Annotated in this window: 18 protein-coding genes; 9 read left to right on the forward strand and 9 right to left on the reverse strand. The window is 53.2% G+C overall.

Annotation, left to right across the window (positions count from 1 at the left end):
- Positions 1 to 89: 89 nt before the first annotated feature.
- From yidZ to OGY17_RS23360, 8 genes are all read right to left on the reverse strand, one after another.
- Positions 90 to 1,049, reverse strand: coding sequence for an HTH-type transcriptional regulator YidZ (gene yidZ / locus OGY17_RS16855; protein ID WP_003827051.1), 960 nt, complete (start codon positions 1,047 to 1,049; stop codon positions 90 to 92).
- A complete protein-coding gene (locus OGY17_RS16860) occupies positions 1,018 to 2,199 on the reverse strand; it encodes an MFS transporter (protein WP_048215234.1) in 1,182 nt (393 codons plus the stop codon). The genes yidZ and OGY17_RS16860 overlap by 32 nt, the downstream gene beginning before the upstream one ends.
- Before the next feature lie 182 nt (positions 2,200 to 2,381).
- On the reverse strand, positions 2,382 to 3,746 hold the full coding sequence (gene mnmE / locus OGY17_RS16865; protein WP_032945460.1) for a tRNA uridine-5-carboxymethylaminomethyl(34) synthesis GTPase MnmE: 1,365 nt from the start codon (positions 3,744 to 3,746) through the stop codon (positions 2,382 to 2,384).
- 105 nt (positions 3,747 to 3,851) lie between these two features.
- Entirely contained in the window at positions 3,852 to 5,498 is a 1,647-nt protein-coding gene (gene yidC, locus OGY17_RS16870; protein ID WP_003827058.1) for a membrane protein insertase YidC, read from the reverse strand.
- Positions 5,499 to 5,500: 2 nt separating this feature from the next.
- Positions 5,501 to 5,758, reverse strand: coding sequence for a membrane protein insertion efficiency factor YidD (gene yidD, locus OGY17_RS16875; protein WP_003023846.1), 258 nt, complete (start codon positions 5,756 to 5,758; stop codon positions 5,501 to 5,503).
- A complete protein-coding gene (gene rnpA, locus OGY17_RS16880) occupies positions 5,722 to 6,081 on the reverse strand; it encodes a ribonuclease P protein component (RefSeq protein ID WP_003844432.1) in 360 nt (119 codons plus the stop codon). Before rnpA ends, yidD begins: the two co-directional genes overlap by 37 nt.
- A gap of 17 nt (positions 6,082 to 6,098) precedes the next feature.
- Positions 6,099 to 6,239: a 50S ribosomal protein L34 gene (gene rpmH, locus OGY17_RS16885; protein WP_003023858.1), complete on the reverse strand. Its 141-nt coding sequence runs from the start codon at positions 6,237 to 6,239 to the stop codon at positions 6,099 to 6,101.
- A 228-nt stretch (positions 6,240 to 6,467) separates the two neighbouring features.
- Positions 6,468 to 6,623, reverse strand: coding sequence for a hypothetical protein (locus tag OGY17_RS23360; RefSeq protein WP_418657320.1), 156 nt, complete (start codon positions 6,621 to 6,623; stop codon positions 6,468 to 6,470).
- A gap of 222 nt (positions 6,624 to 6,845) precedes the next feature.
- On the opposite strand from OGY17_RS23360, the gene dnaA reads away from it, so the two are divergent.
- From dnaA to OGY17_RS16925, 8 genes are all read left to right on the forward strand, one after another.
- A complete protein-coding gene (gene dnaA, locus OGY17_RS16890; protein ID WP_003827078.1) occupies positions 6,846 to 8,249 on the forward strand; it encodes a chromosomal replication initiator protein DnaA in 1,404 nt (467 codons plus the stop codon).
- Positions 8,250 to 8,253: 4 nt separating this feature from the next.
- Positions 8,254 to 9,354: a DNA polymerase III subunit beta gene (gene dnaN / locus OGY17_RS16895; protein ID WP_003023863.1), complete on the forward strand. Its 1,101-nt coding sequence runs from the start codon at positions 8,254 to 8,256 to the stop codon at positions 9,352 to 9,354.
- Positions 9,354 to 10,427, forward strand: coding sequence for a DNA replication/repair protein RecF (recF, locus tag OGY17_RS16900; protein ID WP_038635725.1), 1,074 nt, complete (start codon positions 9,354 to 9,356; stop codon positions 10,425 to 10,427). Before dnaN ends, recF begins: the two co-directional genes overlap by 1 nt.
- A gap of 28 nt (positions 10,428 to 10,455) precedes the next feature.
- Positions 10,456 to 12,870: a DNA topoisomerase (ATP-hydrolyzing) subunit B gene (gyrB, locus tag OGY17_RS16905; protein WP_071444540.1), complete on the forward strand. Its 2,415-nt coding sequence runs from the start codon at positions 10,456 to 10,458 to the stop codon at positions 12,868 to 12,870.
- A gap of 210 nt (positions 12,871 to 13,080) precedes the next feature.
- Positions 13,081 to 13,893, forward strand: a complete 813-nt coding sequence (gene yidA / locus OGY17_RS16910; protein ID WP_008786541.1) for a sugar-phosphatase — start codon at positions 13,081 to 13,083, stop codon at positions 13,891 to 13,893.
- Between the two features lie 171 nt (positions 13,894 to 14,064).
- Positions 14,065 to 15,075, forward strand: coding sequence for a hypothetical protein (locus OGY17_RS16915; protein WP_020996043.1), 1,011 nt, complete (start codon positions 14,065 to 14,067; stop codon positions 15,073 to 15,075).
- The gene (locus tag OGY17_RS16920; protein WP_008786539.1) at positions 15,072 to 16,202 is read left to right on the forward strand and encodes a BamA/TamA family outer membrane protein; all 1,131 of its coding nucleotides are present in this window, start codon (positions 15,072 to 15,074) and stop codon (positions 16,200 to 16,202) included. The genes OGY17_RS16915 and OGY17_RS16920 overlap by 4 nt, the downstream gene beginning before the upstream one ends.
- A complete protein-coding gene (locus OGY17_RS16925; RefSeq protein ID WP_286607857.1) occupies positions 16,199 to 17,326 on the forward strand; it encodes a DUF4056 domain-containing protein in 1,128 nt (375 codons plus the stop codon). The genes OGY17_RS16920 and OGY17_RS16925 overlap by 4 nt, the downstream gene beginning before the upstream one ends.
- Here the strand turns inward: OGY17_RS16925 and cbrA are convergent.
- On the reverse strand, positions 17,315 to 18,460 hold the full coding sequence (gene cbrA, locus OGY17_RS16930) for a colicin M resistance lipid reductase CbrA (protein WP_008786537.1): 1,146 nt from the start codon (positions 18,458 to 18,460) through the stop codon (positions 17,315 to 17,317). The genes OGY17_RS16925 and cbrA overlap by 12 nt on opposite strands.
- A gap of 99 nt (positions 18,461 to 18,559) precedes the next feature.
- Between cbrA and OGY17_RS16935 the strand changes: the two genes are divergently transcribed.
- Positions 18,560 to 19,786, forward strand: coding sequence for a YidR family protein (locus OGY17_RS16935; RefSeq protein WP_286607859.1), 1,227 nt, complete (start codon positions 18,560 to 18,562; stop codon positions 19,784 to 19,786).
- The last annotated feature ends 1 nt before the right edge of the window (position 19,787 follow it).

The raw sequence follows: 19,787 nt of genomic DNA on the forward strand, positions 1-19,787 counted from the left end.
AAAAACTAAGCGAAAATGGGAGACATTACGCGATATTTACATTTCTGTTGCCAGAATGGTCGATTTAGCAACACCAAAATGAAGGATCGTCAGGAGATATCGCGATAAAGCGCCTTGATCGTGTCTTTTAGCCAGACGATCTTAGGATTGTGGCTGTTGCGTTTATGCCAAAGAAGAGTGAACGGTACGCGCATTTTTTCCAGTTGCGCCGTATCAAATGGCATCGGCCGTGCAACGAGTGGAAGCTGGTGGAGTTGGTTATAACGCTGGCAATAGACCGGTGCGGTGGCTATCAGCGCGTGATCCGGCTGCGCGGCCATAAACAGCGATTGCTCAAAACCGGGCAGACATAACGCGATATTGCGTGCGCGTCCCATTTCTTGCAGGACTTCATCCAGCGCCCATGTATCGCTTTGTTCCCAGCTAATGCTGATGTGCGGATAGCGCAGAAAGGTGTCCAGATTCCACTCTTCCTGCAGTGCGGGATGATCTTCACGTAGCCAGACGCAGGGCAGATCGGAAAACAGCACTTCATGGTCGATCGACAATGGCAACAAACTCAGCAGTTCGCGCGAACGCGGATGACTTTCGCGCCCGGTAAAGCCAATATCCACTTCACCGCGAATAATGGCATCCAGCGAGTCATAGTCCCAGTTGCGTATTTTGATTGTTGCCTGGGGATAGCGCTGATAAATCTGCTGGGAGAGCGCATTGAACATGATCATCACTAACGGCGTTTCGGCCGCCAGATCAAACTTCAGCCCGCGTGGAGACTCATGGTGCGGCTTATCGAGCAACTGATTGCCCATCTGCATCCATTCAGCAAGGCTCTGCTCCATGCTGACCATCAGCGGCGTCGGCGATAGTCCCAGCGGGGTGTTCACAAACAAGGGATCATCAAACCAGGTCCGCAGCTTCGACAGCGACTTACTGACCGCCGACGGCGTGACGTTCATCCGTTTGGCGGTTTTAGTGACGCTGCGTTCCTGCATTAACAGCTGCAGGCAGAGCAATAAATTAAGATCGAGACTGCTGAGGGATTTCTTCATGAGTTGGCGCGGACCGGTTAGGTGCAACAGTGATAATCAGCATGATACTCACTATGCTACAGCCAATCAGAATCCCGATCAGCATATTCAGCGCATCAAGGCCAAGAACCGCCGCCAGCCAAATCCACAGCGAGGAACCGCAAACCTGCGCAATACCTAATGCCGAGCTGGCGACGCCCGCGCGCAGCGAGAACGGCCCAAGCGCCTGGCTCATCGCAACACCGAAGCCGACCGAGAATCCGGCGCAGATTAACGTCAGCCCGAAAAGCGTTACTGCGTGTGAAGTGGCAAGGGTTAACACCACGCCGGCACACAGAAACAGCACCTGTGAGGTCAGCATCAGAACGCGAGGCTTAAATACGCTCAGAGCAAATGGCGTAGAGAAAGAGACCGCCATACTGATGCCTGCGGTCATGGCCATCGTGGTGGCGTACTCACCACGGTCGAAGCCCATCACTTCCATCAGCAGCACCGGAGACGTGTTCACGAAGGTCAGGATCACCGACACGCTGAGGGTGGTAATGGCCAGACGGCTTAAGAAAAAGCGGTTTACCAGTGATTCGGTCGTGTGGCTCTTTTCCGTCGTCGCCATAAGCGTTGCTGGGCGCGATTCTCGCAGGACAAACACCGACAGCAGGCAAACAGCCACACCCATTCCCATCATCGTGTAGAACAGGCTCTGCCACGGGTATTTGAGCATGATCAGATGCCCCATCACCGGAGCCAGCACCGGCACGATACAGGTAATACCGTTCAACAACGACAGTACCTTCGCCCGGCGGCGATCGTCGAGCGTATCGCGCAGGATAGCGAAAGCCACCACGTAGCAACAGCCCGCACCTACGCCCTGAATAAAACGACCTATGAGGAATGGCGTACCGCTTTCGGCGAAAGAACATAGCGCAGAGGCGAAAATAAAGATGAGTGCGCCGACTATGGCGACCGGTTTGCGACCTGACTGGTCGGCAATTTTACCGGCGAACAGCATCGCCGTCGCCATTCCTGCCAGATATACCGAAAACGCGATATGCAGTTGCGCCTCGCTGGCCTGTAAATCGGCAGCAATACGGGGCAGCCCCACCAGATACATATCAATACCGGCAGGATAAAGAAGAACCAGGGCGAAACTGCAGATTAGAAAGCGTGTCATAGCGACCTCATAAGAAATGTGGCGCTAAGCATACGGTCAGAGAGTCAACTGCACGAGTTGCCATTTGGACAACAGTGATTTCCACATGGGAAATAGTTGTTGCCGGATGGCGGCGTAAACGCCTTATCCGGCCTACGGGGCCTGTAGGCCCGGTTAGCATCACGCCACCGGGCAACACAACGTTACTTACCGATACAGAAGCTGGAGAAGATCCGTCCCAGCAGATCGTCGGAGGTAAACTCTCCTGTGATCTCACTGAGGTTCTGCTGCGCCAGGCGTAGCTCCTCAGCCAGCAATTCTCCGGCCCATGCTCCGAGCAGTTGGGCTTTACCCTGCTCGAGATGCTCTGCAGCTTCTGCCAGCGCCTGCAGGTGACGACGACGGGCCAGGAAGCCGCCTTCCATATTGGTTTCAAAGCCCATGCTCTGTTTGAGATGATTACGCAGTACGTCAACGCCTTCACCGGTACGCGCAGAGAGGCGAACCAGTGAGTGGCCATTTACTTCGCTAAGGCCCAGCGTCTCACCGGTAATATCCGCTTTGTTACGCACCACGGTGATCGGCAGTTTGGCTGGCAGACGGGCAATAAAGTCTGGCCAGATATCTGCCGGGTCCACGGCGTCGGTGGTGGTGCCATCAACCATAAACAGCACGCGGTCGGCCTGTTCAATTTCCTGCCAGGCACGTTCGATACCGATGCGTTCAACTTCGTCGCTGGCATCGCGCAAACCGGCGGTGTCGATGATGTGTAGCGGCATGCCGTCGATGTGAATATGCTCACGCAGCACGTCGCGGGTAGTCCCGGCGATATCGGTGACAATGGCCGCCTCACGGCCAGCCAGCGCGTTCAGCAGGCTTGATTTCCCGGCGTTTGGACGCCCGGCAATCACCACCTTCATCCCTTCGCGCAGCAGGCTGCCCTGACGCGCTTCCGCACGCACGGCATCAAGATCGCTGATAACGCTGTTGAGTTGCGCTTCAATCTTGCCGTCAGACAGGAAGTCGATTTCTTCATCCGGGAAGTCGATCGCTGCTTCAACATAGATGCGCAGGTGAGTGAGCGCTTCCACAAGATGATTTACCCGTGCGGAAAATGCGCCCTGCAACGAGTTCAGCGCCGAGCGAGCGGCTTGCTCTGAGCTGGCATCGATCAGGTCGGCAATCGCCTCGGCTTGGGCTAAATCGAGCTTATCATTGAGAAACGCTCGCTCGGAGAATTCACCCGGTCTGGCAATGCGCAGCCCGGGAATGGTCAGAATACGTTTGAGCAGCAGGTCAAGAATCACTGGACCGCCGTGGCCCTGAAGCTCTAAAACGTCTTCGCCGGTAAAGGAGTTTGGGCCGGGGAACCACAGGGCAATCCCCTGATCCAGCGCGCTGCCATCCGCGTCTTTAAACGGCAGATAATCGGCATAACGCGGTTTGGGCAGTTTCCCCAGTACGGTTTCTGCGACCTCACGCGCCTTCAGGCCGGAGATACGCAGGATACCCACGCCACCACGTCCCGGTGGGGTGGCTTGAGCGACGATGGTGTCGTTATGGCTCATGGTTTGTCTCTTCTTAATGCAATAAAAAAGGCGGTCTAATGACCGCCCTTTACTTTATGTTCCGTTTGCCGGATGGCGGCTTCGCCTAATCCGGCCTACACCGAATCAGGAGTTTTTCTTCTCGCGGCTATGCAGGCCACGTTTCTCCAGACCACGGTAAATCAGCTGCTGCTGAATAATGGTTACCAGGTTGCTGACGATATAGTACAGCACCAGACCTGACGGGAACCACAGGAAGAACACTGTGAAGATGACCGGCATAAAGGTCATGATCTTCTGCTGCATCGGGTCGGTTACAGTGGTCGGAGACATCTTCTGAATGAAGAACATCGTCACGCCCATCAGAATCGGCAGGATGTAGTACGGGTCCTGTGCAGACAGGTCATGGATCCACAGAGCGAATGGCGCATGACGCAGTTCAATGGAGCCCATCAGCATGTAGTACAACGCCAGGAAGATTGGCATCTGGATGATCAGCGGGAAGCAGCCGCCCAGCGGGTTAACCTTCTCAGCTTTGTACAGGGCCATCATTTCCTGGCTCTGACGCTGTTTGTCATCGCCCAGACGCTCACGCATAGCCTGAATCTTCGGCTGCAGCATACGCATCTTCGCCATGGAGGTGTACTGCGCTTTGGTCAGCGGGTACATGATGCCACGAACGATAAAGGTGATAACGATGATGGAGAAGCCCCAGTTACCCAGGAAGCTATGGATCCACTTCAGCAGTTTAAACAGCGGCTGAGAAATGAACCACAACCAGCCGTAGTCCACGGTCAGATCCAGGTGCGGTGCAACGGCCGCCATTTTATCCTGAATTTCCGGGCCGACCCACAGGGTGCTGGTCATCGCGCCAGTCTGGCCAGGCTGTACCAGTACCGGCTGTGATTTATAGCCGATAGCGGCAATGCCGTTACCCAGGTTAGCGGTATAGAAGTTGTTGGTGCCGTCGTTACGCGGAACCCATGCCGTTGCGAAATACTGTTGCAGCATTGCGACCCAGCCGTCTTTAGCATTGACGTTCAGGTTTTCGTTTTCAGCAATGGTGTCGAATTTGTATTTCTCATACTTCTCATCCGGCGTGGAGTACGCCGCGCCACGGAAGGTGTGCAGCGCAAAGTTGCTGCTACCGGTGTCGCGATGAGATGGCAGATTGATGGATTGCTTCAGCTGACCAAAGGTGGAGATTTCCAGCGGTTTTTCGCCGGCGTTCTGCACGCTGTAGTTAACGTTGACAGCATATTCACCACGCTTAAGAACAAACGTTTTAGTGAATGTGTTACCCGCTGCGTCAGTATAGGTCATCGGGATCTGCAGTTCGTTCTGACCGTCAGCCAGTACAAACGCGTCTTTATCGACGTTGTACAGCGGACGTGGGCCGTTAGCCGGGTTATCCGGGCCGTCACGACCTGTCAGGCCACTCTGTGCCTGGTAGATGAACTGTGGCGTAGTTTCCAGTAACTGGAACGGTTCGGTAGAACCGAGTTCTTTCGGGTAAGCTGGCAGTGAAGCCTGTTCCACATCACCACCACGGGTGTTGATGGTCAGATCAAGCACGTCAGTTTTAACCGTAATCAGTTTCCCCTGGCCACTGGCCGGTACGCCCTGGTCTGCGGCGCTACCCGCTGCGGTGGTCGTTGTCTGCGTGGTCTGTTGGGCCTGAGGTTGCGGGTTTTTATCCTGCTCCCAGGCTTGCCAGATCATGAAAGACACGAACAGCAAAGCGATGACTAAAAGATTGCGTTGCGAATCCATCGTTAGTGTTCTCTGGTATCAAATGGTCCGGGCGGGACGGGATCGTCACCACCAGGGTGTAAAGGGTGGCATTTTAATACGCGTTTCACCGTCAACCAACTGCCTTTTATCACTCCAAACCTGCGCAATGCCTCAATTCCGTAGCTCGAACAGGTTGGAGTGAAACGGCAATGCGGCCCAAGCAGCGGACTGATCAGGCGTTGATAGACCCGAATGAGGGCTATCAGGACCCGCGAGCCAGGCGACAATGGCGACGCCATAATTTTTCCAACGCTTCCGAGAGAGCACGGTTATCGAGGTCAGCAACCCCTTTTTTCGCCACCACCACGAAATCCATTGCTGGAAGCTCGTGCTGACGTAAACGGAAGCTTTCACGCGTCAGACGTTTAATCCGATTGCGTTCATGCGCACGTTTAACATTTTTCTTGGCGACTGTAAGACCGATACGGGGATGCCCCAGCGAATTCAGGCGGCCGAGGATGGTGATTTGCGGCGTGCCAGCCCGTTGTGGCTGCTGGAAGACGAATGTGAAATGAGTGGGAGTTAACAAACGTAACTCCCTGGGAAATGCGAGCTTAACCACTCAGGGGCTAGCTTTTATTACTTAGAAACGGTCAGACGAGAACGGCCTTTAGCACGACGACGTGCCAGAACCTGACGACCATTTTTATTAGCCATACGAGCACGGAAGCCGTGAGAACGGTTGCGCTTCAGTACAGACGGTTGAAAAGTGCGTTTCATGGCGATTTCTACCTAAACTTGAATAAATTCACTGACTTTTGCGTATACCCGAACGAATTTCGAACGACTTACGCCACAGTGTGGGTGATTAAAGAGGCCGGATTGTAATAATTGTACACTCCGGAGTCAATTCTCTTTCCTTATTTCCCGCTTTTTTCCGCATGGTTTCGCGTAAAAAACAGGCAGCGTTGACGCCGTAAGGCGACCGTTACTCGCTGGGGGTAAGAATTATACGGGCTGGTGGATAAAGCGCAAGGATCGCACGGGATCTTTATTAGATCGTTTAAGCAGTAAAGCATCTTTACTCATTAATTTTTTCAATATGCGCGCTAAAACCTGCAGCACTTCTCCAGGATCGTTTACACTTAGCCGATTCTGGATCATCCTGTGGATAAATCGGGAAGAATCTGTGAGAAACAGAAGATCTCTTTCTCAGTTTACGCTATGATCCGCGGTCCTGATCGTTTCAATGGATCCTGATCGGGTAAAAATTGCAGATAGCAATTCGCACGTCACCCTTTGCATAGGGTCTTGTCGATGTGCGTCAACAATCATGAATGTTTCAGCCTTTGTCATTTATCGACTTTTGTTCGAGTGGAGTCCGCCGTGTCACTTTCGCTTTGGCAGCAGTGTCTTGCCCGATTGCAGGATGAGTTACCAGCCACAGAGTTCAGTATGTGGATACGCCCGTTGCAGGCGGAACTGAGCGATAACACGCTGGCTTTGTATGCGCCAAACCGTTTCGTGCTCGATTGGGTAAGGGATAAATACCTTAATAATATTAATGGATTACTCAATAATTTCTGTGGAGCGGATGCCCCACAGCTGCGCTTTGAAGTCGGCACTAAACCCGTCACGCAAACGCTGAAAACGCCGGTCAACAACGTTGTTGCGCCCGCCCATGTGGCTCAGCAAGTGCAACCGCAACGTGCTGCTCCGGCGGCGCGTCCAGGCTGGGATAACGTCCCGGCTCCGGCAGAACCTACCTATCGTTCTAACGTCAACGTCAAACACACGTTTGATAACTTCGTTGAAGGTAAATCTAACCAACTGGCGCGCGCGGCGGCACGTCAGGTGGCGGACAATCCTGGCGGCGCCTACAATCCGTTATTCCTTTATGGCGGTACGGGTCTGGGTAAAACCCACCTGTTGCACGCTGTCGGTAACGGCATTATGGCGCGTAAGCCAAATGCCAAAGTGGTGTATATGCACTCCGAGCGTTTTGTGCAGGATATGGTCAAAGCCCTGCAAAACAACGCGATCGAAGAGTTTAAACGCTACTACCGTTCCGTTGACGCGCTGCTGATTGACGATATCCAATTCTTCGCGAATAAAGAGCGATCGCAGGAAGAGTTTTTCCACACCTTTAACGCCCTGCTGGAAGGCAATCAGCAGATCATCCTGACCTCGGATCGCTATCCGAAGGAGATCAACGGCGTTGAAGATCGTCTGAAATCCCGCTTTGGCTGGGGACTGACTGTCGCGATCGAACCGCCTGAACTGGAAACGCGTGTTGCGATCCTGATGAAAAAAGCCGACGAAAACGACATTCGTCTGCCGGGTGAAGTAGCGTTCTTTATTGCCAAGCGTCTACGCTCTAACGTACGTGAGCTGGAAGGCGCACTGAACCGCGTGATCGCCAACGCCAATTTTACCGGCCGGGCGATTACTATCGATTTCGTGCGTGAAGCGCTGCGCGATCTGCTGGCTTTGCAGGAAAAGCTGGTCACCATCGACAATATCCAGAAGACGGTGGCGGAGTATTACAAAATAAAAATTGCGGATCTGCTTTCTAAGCGTCGATCTCGCTCGGTAGCTCGCCCGCGCCAGATGGCGATGGCGCTGGCAAAAGAGCTCACTAACCACAGTCTGCCGGAAATTGGCGACGCGTTTGGTGGGCGTGACCATACTACCGTGCTTCATGCCTGCCGCAAGATTGAGCAGTTGCGTGAAGAAAGCCATGATATTAAAGAAGATTTCTCCAATTTAATCAGAACATTATCTTCGTGACGCTATGAAATTTACCGTTGAACGTGAACATTTATTAAAACCGCTTCAGCAGGTCAGCGGCCCGCTGGGTGGACGTCCTACACTGCCTATTCTCGGAAACCTGCTGCTGCAGGTTGCTGACGGCACGCTTTCGCTGACCGGTACCGATCTCGAAATGGAGATGGTGGCGCGCGTGGCGCTGATCCAGCCCCATGAACCTGGCGCGACCACCGTTCCGGCGCGTAAATTCTTCGATATTTGCCGTGGATTGCCGGAAGGCGCGGAAATTGCCGTTCAACTGGAAGGCGACCGTATGCTGGTGCGTTCTGGCCGCAGCCGTTTCTCGCTGTCTACGCTGCCTGCCGCCGACTTCCCGAATCTGGACGACTGGCAGAGCGAAGTCGAATTCACCCTGCCGCAGGCGACGATGAAGCGCCTGATTGAAGCCACGCAGTTTTCGATGGCGCATCAGGACGTACGTTACTACTTAAACGGCATGCTGTTTGAAACCGAAGGGGAAGAGCTGCGTACCGTGGCGACCGACGGTCACCGCCTGGCGGTTTGTTCAATGCCTGTTGGTCAGCCGTTGCCAAGCCATTCGGTGATCGTACCGCGTAAAGGTGTGATTGAACTGATGCGTATGCTCGACGGCGGCGATAACCCGCTGCGCGTGCAGATTGGCAGCAACAACATTCGTGCGCACGTTGGTGACTTCATCTTCACCTCTAAGCTGGTTGATGGCCGTTTCCCGGATTATCGCCGCGTATTGCCGAAGAATCCGGACAAGCATCTGGAAGCCGGTTGCGATATCCTCAAACAGGCGTTTGCGCGTGCGGCGATCCTCTCGAACGAGAAATTCCGCGGCGTGCGTCTGTATGTCAGCGAAAACCAGCTCAAAATCACCGCCAACAACCCGGAGCAGGAAGAAGCAGAAGAAATTCTGGATGTCTCCTATCCTGGTACAGAACTGGAAATCGGCTTTAACGTGAGCTACGTACTGGACGTTCTGAACGCGCTGAAGTGCGAGAACGTGCGTATTCTGCTGACCGATTCCGTATCGAGCGTACAGATTGAAGATGCCGCATCACAGTCGGCTGCCTATGTTGTTATGCCAATGAGACTGTAATGTCGCTCACCCGCCTGTTGATCCGCGATTTTCGCAATATCGAAAGCGCGGATCTCGCTTTATCCCCTGGCTTTAACTTCCTGGTTGGCGCGAACGGCAGCGGCAAAACCAGCGTCCTGGAAGCCATCTATACGCTCGGCCATGGCCGGGCGTTTCGCAGTTTGCAGATTGGCCGCGTGATTCGCCACGAGCAGGAGTCGTTTGTTTTACACGGACGTTTGCAGGGAGAAGAGCGTGAGACGTCGATTGGCCTGACGAAAGACAAACTGGGCGACAGCAAAGTGCGCATTGACGGCACTGACGGGCACAAGGTCGCAGAACTGGCACACCTGATGCCGATGCAGCTGATCACGCCAGAGGGGTTTACTTTACTCAACGGCGGCCCCAAATACAGAAGAGCATTTCTTGACTGGGGATGCTTTCACAATGAAGCCGGATTTTTCACCGCCTGGAGCAACCTGAAGCGACTGCTCAAGCAGCGTAATGCGGCACTGCGCCAGGTGAGTCGTTATGAGCAACTGCGCCCGTGGGATAGAGAACTTATCCCGCTGGCGGAACAAATCAGCACCTGGCGCGCGGAGTACAGCGCCGGTATCGCGCAGGATATGGCGGATACCTGCCAGCAGTTTCTTCCCGAGTTTTCGCTCTCCTTCTCATTCCAGCGCGGCTGGGAGAAAGAGACTGATTATGCCGAAGTGCTGGAACGCAGTTTTGAACGCGATCGCATGTTGACCTACACTGCGCACGGCCCGCATAAGGCGGATTTCCGCATTCGCGCCGACGGTGCGCCGGTGGAAGATACGTTGTCGCGTGGGCAGCTAAAGCTGCTGATGTGCGCCTTACGTCTGGCGCAAGGGGAGTTCCTGACCCGTGAAAGCGGGCGGCGCTGCCTGTACCTGATAGATGATTTTGCCTCTGAACTGGATGACGCGCGTCGCGGACTGCTGGCCAGCCGCTTAAAAGCCACGCAATCTCAGGTCTTTGTCAGCGCAATCAGCGCTGAACACGTTATAGACATGTCCGATGAAAATTCGAAGATGTTTACCGTGGAAAAGGGTAAAATAACGGATTAACCCAAGATAAAATGAGCGAGAAACGTTGATGTCGAATTCTTATGACTCCTCCAGTATCAAAGTCCTGAAAGGACTGGATGCGGTGCGTAAGCGCCCGGGTATGTATATCGGCGACACGGATGACGGCACCGGTCTGCACCACATGGTATTCGAGGTGGTAGATAACGCTATCGACGAAGCGCTCGCGGGTCACTGTAAAGATATCGTGGTAACGATTCACGCTGACAACTCCGTGTCCGTTACCGATGATGGCCGTGGTATCCCAACCGGTATTCACCCGGAAGAGGGCGTTTCGGCAGCGGAAGTTATCATGACCGTTTTGCACGCAGGCGGTAAATTCGATGATAACTCCTATAAAGTTTCCGGCGGTCTGCACGGCGTGGGTGTTTCCGTCGTTAACGCCCTGTCACAGAAGCTGGAACTGGTGATTCGTCGTGAAGGCAAAGTGCATCAGCAAACTTACGTGCACGGTGTGCCGCAGGCGCCGCTGGCAGTAACCGGCGAAACAGAATTGACCGGGACTCAGGTCCGTTTCTGGCCAAGCCACGAAACCTTTACCAATGTTGTTGAATTTGAATACGACATTCTGGCGAAACGTCTGCGTGAGCTGTCATTCCTGAACTCCGGCGTCTCTATTCGTCTGCGCGACAAGCGTGACGGCAAAGAAGACCATTTCCACTACGAAGGTGGCATCAAGGCGTTTGTTGAATACCTCAACAAAAACAAAACGCCGATCCACCCGAATATCTTCTACTTCTCCACCGAAAAAGACGGTATCGGCGTTGAAGTTGCGCTGCAGTGGAACGATGGTTTCCAGGAAAACATCTACTGCTTCACCAACAACATTCCACAGCGTGACGGCGGTACTCACCTTGCAGGCTTCCGTGCGGCGATGACCCGTACCCTGAACGCCTACATGGACAAAGAAGGCTACAGCAAAAAAGCGAAAGTCAGCGCTACCGGTGACGATGCCCGTGAAGGCCTGATTGCCGTTGTTTCCGTGAAAGTACCGGATCCGAAGTTCTCCTCACAGACCAAAGACAAGCTGGTCTCCTCTGAGGTGAAATCGGCGGTAGAACAGCAGATGAACGAACTGCTGAGCGAATATCTGCTGGAAAACCCGTCTGACGCGAAAATCGTTGTCGGCAAAATTATTGATGCTGCGCGTGCTCGTGAAGCTGCACGTCGTGCGCGTGAAATGACCCGTCGTAAAGGCGCGCTCGACTTAGCCGGTCTGCCGGGCAAGCTGGCGGATTGTCAGGAACGTGACCCGGCGCTGTCCGAACTGTACCTTGTGGAAGGGGACTCCGCGGGCGGTTCTGCGAAGCAGGGCCGTAACCGTAAAAACCAGGCGATTCTGCCGCTGAAGGGTAAAATCCTCAACGTCGAGAAAGCGCGCTTTGACAAGATGCTCTCCTCTCAGGAAGTCGCGACGCTGATCACTGCGCTCGGCTGTGGCATCGGTCGAGACGAGTACAACCCGGACAAACTGCGTTATCACAGCATCATCATCATGACCGATGCGGACGTCGATGGCTCGCACATTCGTACGCTGCTGTTGACCTTCTTCTATCGTCAGATGCCGGAAATCGTTGAACGCGGCCACGTTTACATTGCACAGCCACCGCTGTACAAAGTGAAAAAAGGCAAGCAGGAACAATACATTAAAGATGACGAAGCGATGGATCAGTATCAGATCTCTATCGCTCTGGATGGCGCAACGCTGCACACCAATGCCAACGCACCAGCCCTTTCAGGTGAGTCGTTAGAGAAACTGGTTTCTGAATACAACGCGACACAGAAAATGATTGGCCGTATGGAACGTCGTTTCCCGAAAGCGCTGCTGAAAGAGCTGGTTTATCAACCGACGCTGCCAGAAGCCGATCTGGCTGATGAAGCGAAAGTTACGGCCTGGGTTTCCCAGTTGGTTAACGTGCTTAATGAAAACGAAATGCACGGCAGCACCTGGAATAGCTTCGTGCGTAAAGATGCTGAACTGAACCTGTTCGAACCGGTGATCCGGGTGCGTACCCACGGTGTCGATACTGACTATCCATTGGAACATGAATTTGTGACCGGTGGCGAGTACCATCGTATTTGTACGCTTGGCGAGAAGCTGCGTGGGCTGATCGAAGACGATGCGTTTATCGAACGTGGCGAGCGTCGCCAGCCGGTTGCCAGCTTTGAGCAGGCACTGGAATGGCTGCAGAAAGAGTCTCGTCGTGGCCTCGCTATCCAGCGTTATAAAGGTCTGGGCGAGATGAACCCGGAACAGCTGTGGGAAACCACCATGGATCCGGAAAGCCGTCGTATGCTGCGCGTTACCGTGAAGGATGCGATTGCTGCCGACCAGCTGTTCACCACGCTGATGGGCGATGCCGTTGAACCGCGTCGCGCATTTATCGAAGAAAACGCCCTGAAAGCGGCGAACATCGATATTTAAGCCAATCTGTAGGCCGGATAAGGCGGTTTACGCCGCCATCCGGCAAGACGTTGTATTGTGCCTGATGGCGCATTGCTTATCAGACCTACAAACGACAACCAATCTACAAAAAGGGGAATCTCGATTCCCCTTTCTATCCCCCTTTTCGTAGCTGTTTTTTGAGCGGAATCGCGTTAGCATGAGGACGGACTCATTTAATCCGGGGAACTCATGGCTATCAAACTTATTGCTATCGACATGGATGGCACACTTCTGCTGCCCGATCACACCATTTCACCAGCGGTCAAAACGGCGATTGCCGCGGCACGCGCGCGTGGCGTGAATGTGGTGCTGACCACGGGACGCCCGTATGCCGGCGTTCACAGCTATCTGAAAGAATTACATATGGAACAACCCGGTGACTACTGCATTACCTACAACGGTGCGCTGGTGCAGAAAGCAGGGGATGGCAGTACCGTGGCGCAAACCGCGCTGAGCTATGATGATTATCGTTACCTGGAGCAGCTCTCCCGGGAAGTTGGCTCGCATTTCCACGCCCTCGATCGCAATACGCTGTATACCGCGAACCGTGATATCAGCTACTACACGGTGCACGAATCGTTTGTCGCGACCATTCCGCTGGTGTTTTGTGAAGCCGAGAAAATGGATCCTGCAACCCAGTTCCTGAAAGTGATGATGATTGACGAGCCGGAGATCCTCGATAAAGCTATCTCTCGTCTACCTGCGGAAGTAAAAGAGAAGTACACCGTGCTGAAAAGTGCGCCGTATTTCCTCGAAATCCTCGATAAACGCGTCAATAAAGGGACGGGCGTAAAATCGCTGGCTGATGCGTTAGGCATTAAAGCCGAAGAGGTGATGGCGATTGGCGATCAGGAAAACGACATCGCGATGATTGAATACGCAGGGGTGGGCGTTGCTATGGATAACGCTATTCCATCAGTCAAAGAAATCGCCAACTTCGTAACGAAATCTAACCTTGAAGATGGCGTCGCCTGGGCGATAGAGAAATACGTCCTTTCCTGATGCGTATTATGCCTGGCCTCGGCTGGGCAATAACATTAAGATGTTATAAAACATATATTTATATTATCAGATGTGAAACCGCACATTAATACCTCCACATAGTACGTAACTTCTATACTCTCCCTTCTTCTTTTATATCTGGGCAATTCCTGCCTGCTACTAAACTTTCTTATGACAAACACAAGCATCCGCGTGGTGTTGATAACGTCTTCCTGTCTGGTTTTTCATGCCAGTGCCGCGACGGATTCCAGCTCAACTATTACACCTCTCTTTGGCTATCAGGATGACGGTCTGTCTGCGCCTGTACCGGAAAAAACGACTGTTAAACCTGCCGAAAACCACACCATTTTGCCCTTTTTAGGCGATGAAGCGCGTAAGCGCGGATATGAACTACCGGCACCGTTTGGCGTGAATATTAACTACATGAATATCCGACAAAATATTAATGTGGATAGTATTAACTTCAACGGTCTTTCCCTCGGTGGCCGCTCACTGGATAACGCGTTTAAAATTAGCGTCGGCAATACGCGTGAACGCAGTAAAACCGAAACGCTGAAGCTGGATGCCTGGCTGCTGCCGTTTATGAATGTCTATGGCTTGATTGGCTATACCGATGGCCACTCCGTTTCGCAAATAGGCGTCGGGATAAAAGGCCCCCTTAAAGACCGCACACCAAGCAGTTTGCAGAATCTGGCGTTTCAGCTCGATTTTAAAGGCACCACCTACGGCGTAGGGACGACGTTGGTCGGCGGTGTAGGCAACTGGTTTACTGCTTTTGATGCCAACTACACCCAGACGCGGTTCGATATTCTGGATGGGAGTATTGACGCCTTAACTCTTTCTCCGCGCATCGGATATCGCTTTACCACCCCCAGTGTGGATGCGCTGCACCTGCCATCCGGAAAGTTGAATCTATGGGTTGGCAGTATGTACCAGGACGTGCAGCAAGAATTTAGCGGTAGCCTTAACGACCTCACCATGCCGTCTGAAACGCTGCAAAGACTCGTTGATATTGCCAACAAAGACGGTAATGGTCGCTTTGACGTTAAACAGCATCTGCAATCCCCCTGGAACGTGCTGGTGGGCGCACAGTATGAAATTACCCGGAACTTCAACGTCACGACCGAAATCGGCTTTGCTGAACGTAACAGTTTCTTCATGGCGGGAGAGTATCGCTTTTGAGCCGTCTTACCCTCTTCCTGCTGTTCAACATGCTCTCCTGTACAGTGCGGGCAGCGTTGCCAAGCCGAGGCGAAGTTGACGGTTGGCTAAATAAGTTGGGTGCCAGTGATAGCTTTGACGCCAGCAAAGGCATTGACTGGGGCGTAATGCCGGGACCGTTTTATACCCCGGAGCTGGGGTTAGGGATCGGTACAGCGGTGGTGGGGATGTATCGCCCTGATCCGAATGATACGGTAAGCCAAAACTCGACGCTGACGCTCAGCGGCTATTTTAGCTCAACTGGCGCATTTGGTATCACGATGCAAAATTACGCATTTTTTGCCGACGATCGGTGGCGATTTTTTCTCAATGGCGCATTAACGGATACTCCAACCTACTACTGGGGGCAAGGTTTTAGCGCTGGGGATAAAGATAACCAAAAACAGCAATACACCGCTCAGGTTCTGGAGTTGCGTCCAACGTTGTATCGCCAGTTGGCACCCAATGTTTATCTGGGGCTTGGCTGGTCGCTGAACGCCCAGCACGCTACCCAAATGGACGATAACGATCCGCCCAACATTGAGCATACCGGGCAGGGGGCGTCGGTTCTCAGCTCCGGAAGTAGTGTCGAACTCAGCTGGGACGATCGTGATTTCGTTCCCAACCCGCGTAAAGGACAGTATGCCGATGTGCGCTATACCCGATTCACACCAGAGGTGGGAAGCGATACGCGATTTGATGAATATCAACTGCACTACAGCCGCTATCACTCGCTGGACGAGAACAATGTGCTTGCCTGGGAGATGGACGGCGCGTTTACCCAGGGCGATGTGCCGTGGAGCATGATGCCGCTGCTTGGCAGCAATCAGCGTATGCGCGGTTATTACGAAGGGCGCTATCGGGATAAAAACGCCGTCAGCGGGCAACTGGAGTATCGGCGGAAACTTGACTGGCGGCATGGTGTGGTTGGTTGGCTCGGTGCGGGCACGATGGGACCCTCTTTTCATGCGCTGGACGATGGACGCTGGTTACCGTCCGCCGGTGTGGGCTACCGCTTTGAATTTAAGCCCCGGGTGAATGTGCGTCTTGATTACGGGATTGGCAAAGGGAGCAGCGGTTTTTATTTTCAGGTTGGAGAGGCATTTTGATCAATAAGGTGGTGTTAATAGCGCTCTTATGGCTGGCAACGGCGATAGCCCGTGCGGCAATACCTGTAACTTTGCAGCTCGTTTCTACAGAGAATAAGGCCCAGGGTACTGCCTGGCCGGTAGTTTCACCCCTCCCTGCACCTCAGGGATTACGTCCGTGCTGCGCGTTTGGCTACGACCTGCACGCACAGGTACTGCATATGCCAGTGCCATTTTATGAACTTGATAATGTTGTCACGATCGATAGCATCGGCGAGCACCGCTATAACGATAGCCTACTGTTAGGGCTAGCGAATCTGGCAGGGATCGGGCATGAGAATAACGGCATAGTGTATACCGCTCGCGGTGGCTTCATTGATACCGCACATGTCCGTGATACCGCAGACATGACGGCCTGGCTCTTTAGCCATCTTCTTCCACGGCTTGGTCAATCATTTACGCTGCGTCTGGATGATGAGCTTGCGCAACGGCATGTCGTATTTAACGCTTTCACACCCCCCACAGAGCCTGCTGATCGTTACGCGCTGGCGGCATGGATGGCCGCGCATCTGGCGTTTCAGCTCGCTGCCTGGCATGAAATTGCGCAATGGTATGGTTTTGAGTCTGTTCCAGGATTTTCGGAGGAGGTTTCTGCATTTTCCCCGGAAGATCTCTACTCAAATTTGTTGGGTACCAGAATTGCGGTATCGCTGATCCTCAATGGGCAACTGGCAACAACGGAAATGTACGATGCGGCGATGAACAACGCGCTGCGCCAGGCGTTGATGCAATTGGGGGCAAAACCGGAAAAAATCACCCGCTTTCAGTTTGATATGCTGGATGGCAAATGGTGGAACAGCAAGCGTCGGGTACCAGAGAAATATTTGGTTCTGCACAGAAACTATGATGTGAGTGACTCGCGTTTACCGACGCCGGTACCGGGTGAACAAGCCTCGCCATTGAGACTGATGTTGCCACATCACTGGCGAGAATATTCCCTTGATGCGTTGGCACAACTCGAACTTTGGCCTGGCCGTACAATGGAGCGGCTGCCTACGCCAGGTTCCTGGTACACCGTCGCCAACTTTCCCGCGCTGGCTACAGTGGCACAATGCCGTGACAGCGAGGTGAACTCAGTCCCTTAAGAAAACGCGCCACAATGTCATTGCCTTACTACGTTTTCTCTCACGTTTTTCTTTCACTGGCGGGCGGTTTTCTGATTTTGCCAAGGGAATATGCGCAACGCCGCTACGCATAATCCATTTACGGGAAAATGCCGACGTCAGGGCCCGGCTTTTCAGGATTTTGCCATACAGTTTGAGACGTAACTTGTGGGTGGCTTTACGGTAAGCGTGATTCATATCTGGCGTATCCCGCAGCAGTACCGATTTGAGGATCTCCGCGCTGTCCAGCGCATAGCTAATCCCTTCCAGCGAGCTGGCGCTGATAAAACCGGCCGCTTCACCAATCAAAAATGCGTTGTCCTCGCCGCAGACGAAGTCTTTCCAGCGTGAGGGGAATAGCACCGTACATTTTTCACTTTTCACCGGTTTGCCGAACTGGAAATGGAACGCTTCCAGCTTCTCTTTCAGCGCGTCAAAGCGTGCCTGTCCGTCCTTCATGGGGTAGGCGCCACCAAAGATAAAATAGCCATCTTTGCTGATACTCCAGGAATAACAGTCAGTTGCATCGTTATCAAAAATACAGGAATAGAACGGTACGGGATGCTTTTCCGCAAACCATTGTTGAATAGCGACATATTTACGGATTTGGTGCTGTGGATAGAGATGACGGCGCACCAGTGAGTTCGCACCGTCTGCCCCCACCAGATAACGTGCAGTGATCTGCTGCTCCCAACCGTCGGCGCGGAAGATAACATGCCATTTATCGCCCTCGCGCCAGATTTTCCGACACAGGCTGTCGTGATACACCTGCACATCATCAGGGATGAGAGATTTAAGCCATAAATCAAAAGCATGGCGGTTGATATTAATGTAGCTGCGCTGGTAGTTACGCGTCAAAGAAGCGGCAACATCAACCGTTTTAACGCTAAAAATCTGCGGGTTGGCGATAACATCAACGGGTAAGGTTATCCCGTCGCGGATAAACGAACGCTGGGCGTCCGGGGCCAGCAGACCGCCGCAGGGTTTAGTGAAACCTTCGTTGCCGCACTGGCGTTTTTTATCCAACGCAATCACGCGCATTTTTCCGCTCAACTGTCGCGCCAGCGCTGCGCCTGCCGGACCTAAACCGATAATCGCTACGTCAAAATGTTCCATCTTTCTGTCCGCAAAAATGAAGATGGCGATACGCTAAAGCCTGAAAGTGAAGTGCTTGTGAAGTATGATTGTTTTAATCGTCTTGTATCAGGGCATCTCATGAAGCAAATCACCTTTACGCCGCGTAATCATCAGCTTACCAATATCAATACCTGGACACCGGACAGCCAGTGGCTGGTCTTTGATGTGCGCCCTTCCGGCGCCTCTTTTGCCGGTGAAACAATTGAGCGCGTCAATATCCATACTGGCGAGCTGGAAGTGATTTACCGGGCTACTCAGGGATCGCACGTTGGCGTGGTGACCGTTCATCCAAAGTTGGAAAAATATGTCTTCATTCACGGGCCTGAAAATCCTGATGAAACATGGCATTACGACTTCCATCATCGTCGTGGGGTGATTGTTACGCAGGCTGGGGTGGAGAATCTGGATGCAATGGATATTACCGCGCCCTATACGCCAGGTGCGCTGCGCGGCGGGAGTCATGTGCATGTCTTTAGCCCGAACGGTGAGTTTGTCAGTTTCACCTATAACGACCATGTTTTGCATGAGCGCTCTCCGGCGCTCGATTTACGCAACGTCGGTGTGGCCGCACCGTATGGTCCGGTGAAGGTCTCCGCGCAGCATCCGCGTGAATACAGTGGCAGCCATTGGTGCGTGCTGGTGAGCCAGACGACACCAACGCCAAAACCGGGTAGCGATGAGATTAACCGCGCCTATGAAGAGGGCTGGGTTGGAGAAAACAGGCTGGCGTTTATCGGTGATACGCTATCAGCCACTGGCGAGAAAGTACCGGAGCTGTTTATTGTTGATTTGCCACAGGATGAAAGCGGCTGGAAACAGCCGGGGGACGCGCCTCTGGAGGGGACTGACATGACCATGCCTGCGCCACCATCCGGTATTCGCCAACGCCGTCTGACGTTTACCCATGAGCGCGCCTTCCCGGGGCTGGTGAATCAGCCTCGCCACTGGGTACGCAGTAATCCAAAGGCATCTGAGATTGCGTTTTTAATGCGTGATGACAACGGTATTGTACAGCTATGGCTGATTTCCCCACAGGGTGGATCGCTGCGTCAGCTTACCCAGTGCGCTACGAATATTCAGTCAGCCTTTAACTGGCACCCATCGGGGAAATGGCTGGGATTTGTACTGGAGAACAGAATTGCCTGTTGTGATGTTCAAACGGGCGAGATTGATTTTTTAACGGAACGTCATGATAACCCGCCGTCGGCCGATGCGATCGTCTTCTCCCCTGATGGTCGACAGGTTGCGTGGATGGAAGACGTCGAGGGTTTCCGCCAGCTGTGGGTGACTGAAACCGGGCGTTAAT

The organism is Citrobacter sp. Cpo126 (assembly GCF_030332445.1).
GTDB classification, from domain to species: Bacteria; Pseudomonadota; Gammaproteobacteria; order Enterobacterales; family Enterobacteriaceae; genus Citrobacter; species Citrobacter portucalensis.

Excerpts from the sequence above, each read along its gene's own strand:
- OGY17_RS16860 (WP_048215234.1), bottom strand. The coding sequence starts at position 2,199 with ATGACACGCTTTCTAATCTGCAGTTTCGCCCTGGTTCTTCTTTATCCT.
- yidC (WP_003827058.1), bottom strand. The coding sequence starts at position 5,498 with ATGGATTCGCAACGCAATCTTTTAGTCATCGCTTTGCTGTTCGTGTCT.
- yidZ (WP_003827051.1), bottom strand. The coding sequence starts at position 1,049 with ATGAAGAAATCCCTCAGCAGTCTCGATCTTAATTTATTGCTCTGCCTG.
- cbrA (WP_008786537.1), bottom strand. The coding sequence starts at position 18,460 with ATGGAACATTTTGACGTAGCGATTATCGGTTTAGGTCCGGCAGGCGCA.
- recF (WP_038635725.1), top strand. The coding sequence starts at position 9,354 with ATGTCGCTCACCCGCCTGTTGATCCGCGATTTTCGCAATATCGAAAGC.
- gyrB (WP_071444540.1), top strand. The coding sequence starts at position 10,456 with ATGTCGAATTCTTATGACTCCTCCAGTATCAAAGTCCTGAAAGGACTG.
- yidA (WP_008786541.1), top strand. The coding sequence starts at position 13,081 with ATGGCTATCAAACTTATTGCTATCGACATGGATGGCACACTTCTGCTG.
- OGY17_RS16935 (WP_286607859.1), top strand. The coding sequence starts at position 18,560 with ATGAAGCAAATCACCTTTACGCCGCGTAATCATCAGCTTACCAATATC.
- OGY17_RS23360 (WP_418657320.1), bottom strand. The coding sequence starts at position 6,623 with ATGATCCAGAATCGGCTAAGTGTAAACGATCCTGGAGAAGTGCTGCAG.
- OGY17_RS16915 (WP_020996043.1), top strand. The coding sequence starts at position 14,065 with ATGACAAACACAAGCATCCGCGTGGTGTTGATAACGTCTTCCTGTCTG.
- dnaN (WP_003023863.1), top strand. The coding sequence starts at position 8,254 with ATGAAATTTACCGTTGAACGTGAACATTTATTAAAACCGCTTCAGCAG.
- rpmH (WP_003023858.1), bottom strand. The coding sequence starts at position 6,239 with ATGAAACGCACTTTTCAACCGTCTGTACTGAAGCGCAACCGTTCTCAC.
- yidD (WP_003023846.1), bottom strand. The coding sequence starts at position 5,758 with ATGGCGTCGCCATTGTCGCCTGGCTCGCGGGTCCTGATAGCCCTCATT.
- mnmE (WP_032945460.1), bottom strand. The coding sequence starts at position 3,746 with ATGAGCCATAACGACACCATCGTCGCTCAAGCCACCCCACCGGGACGT.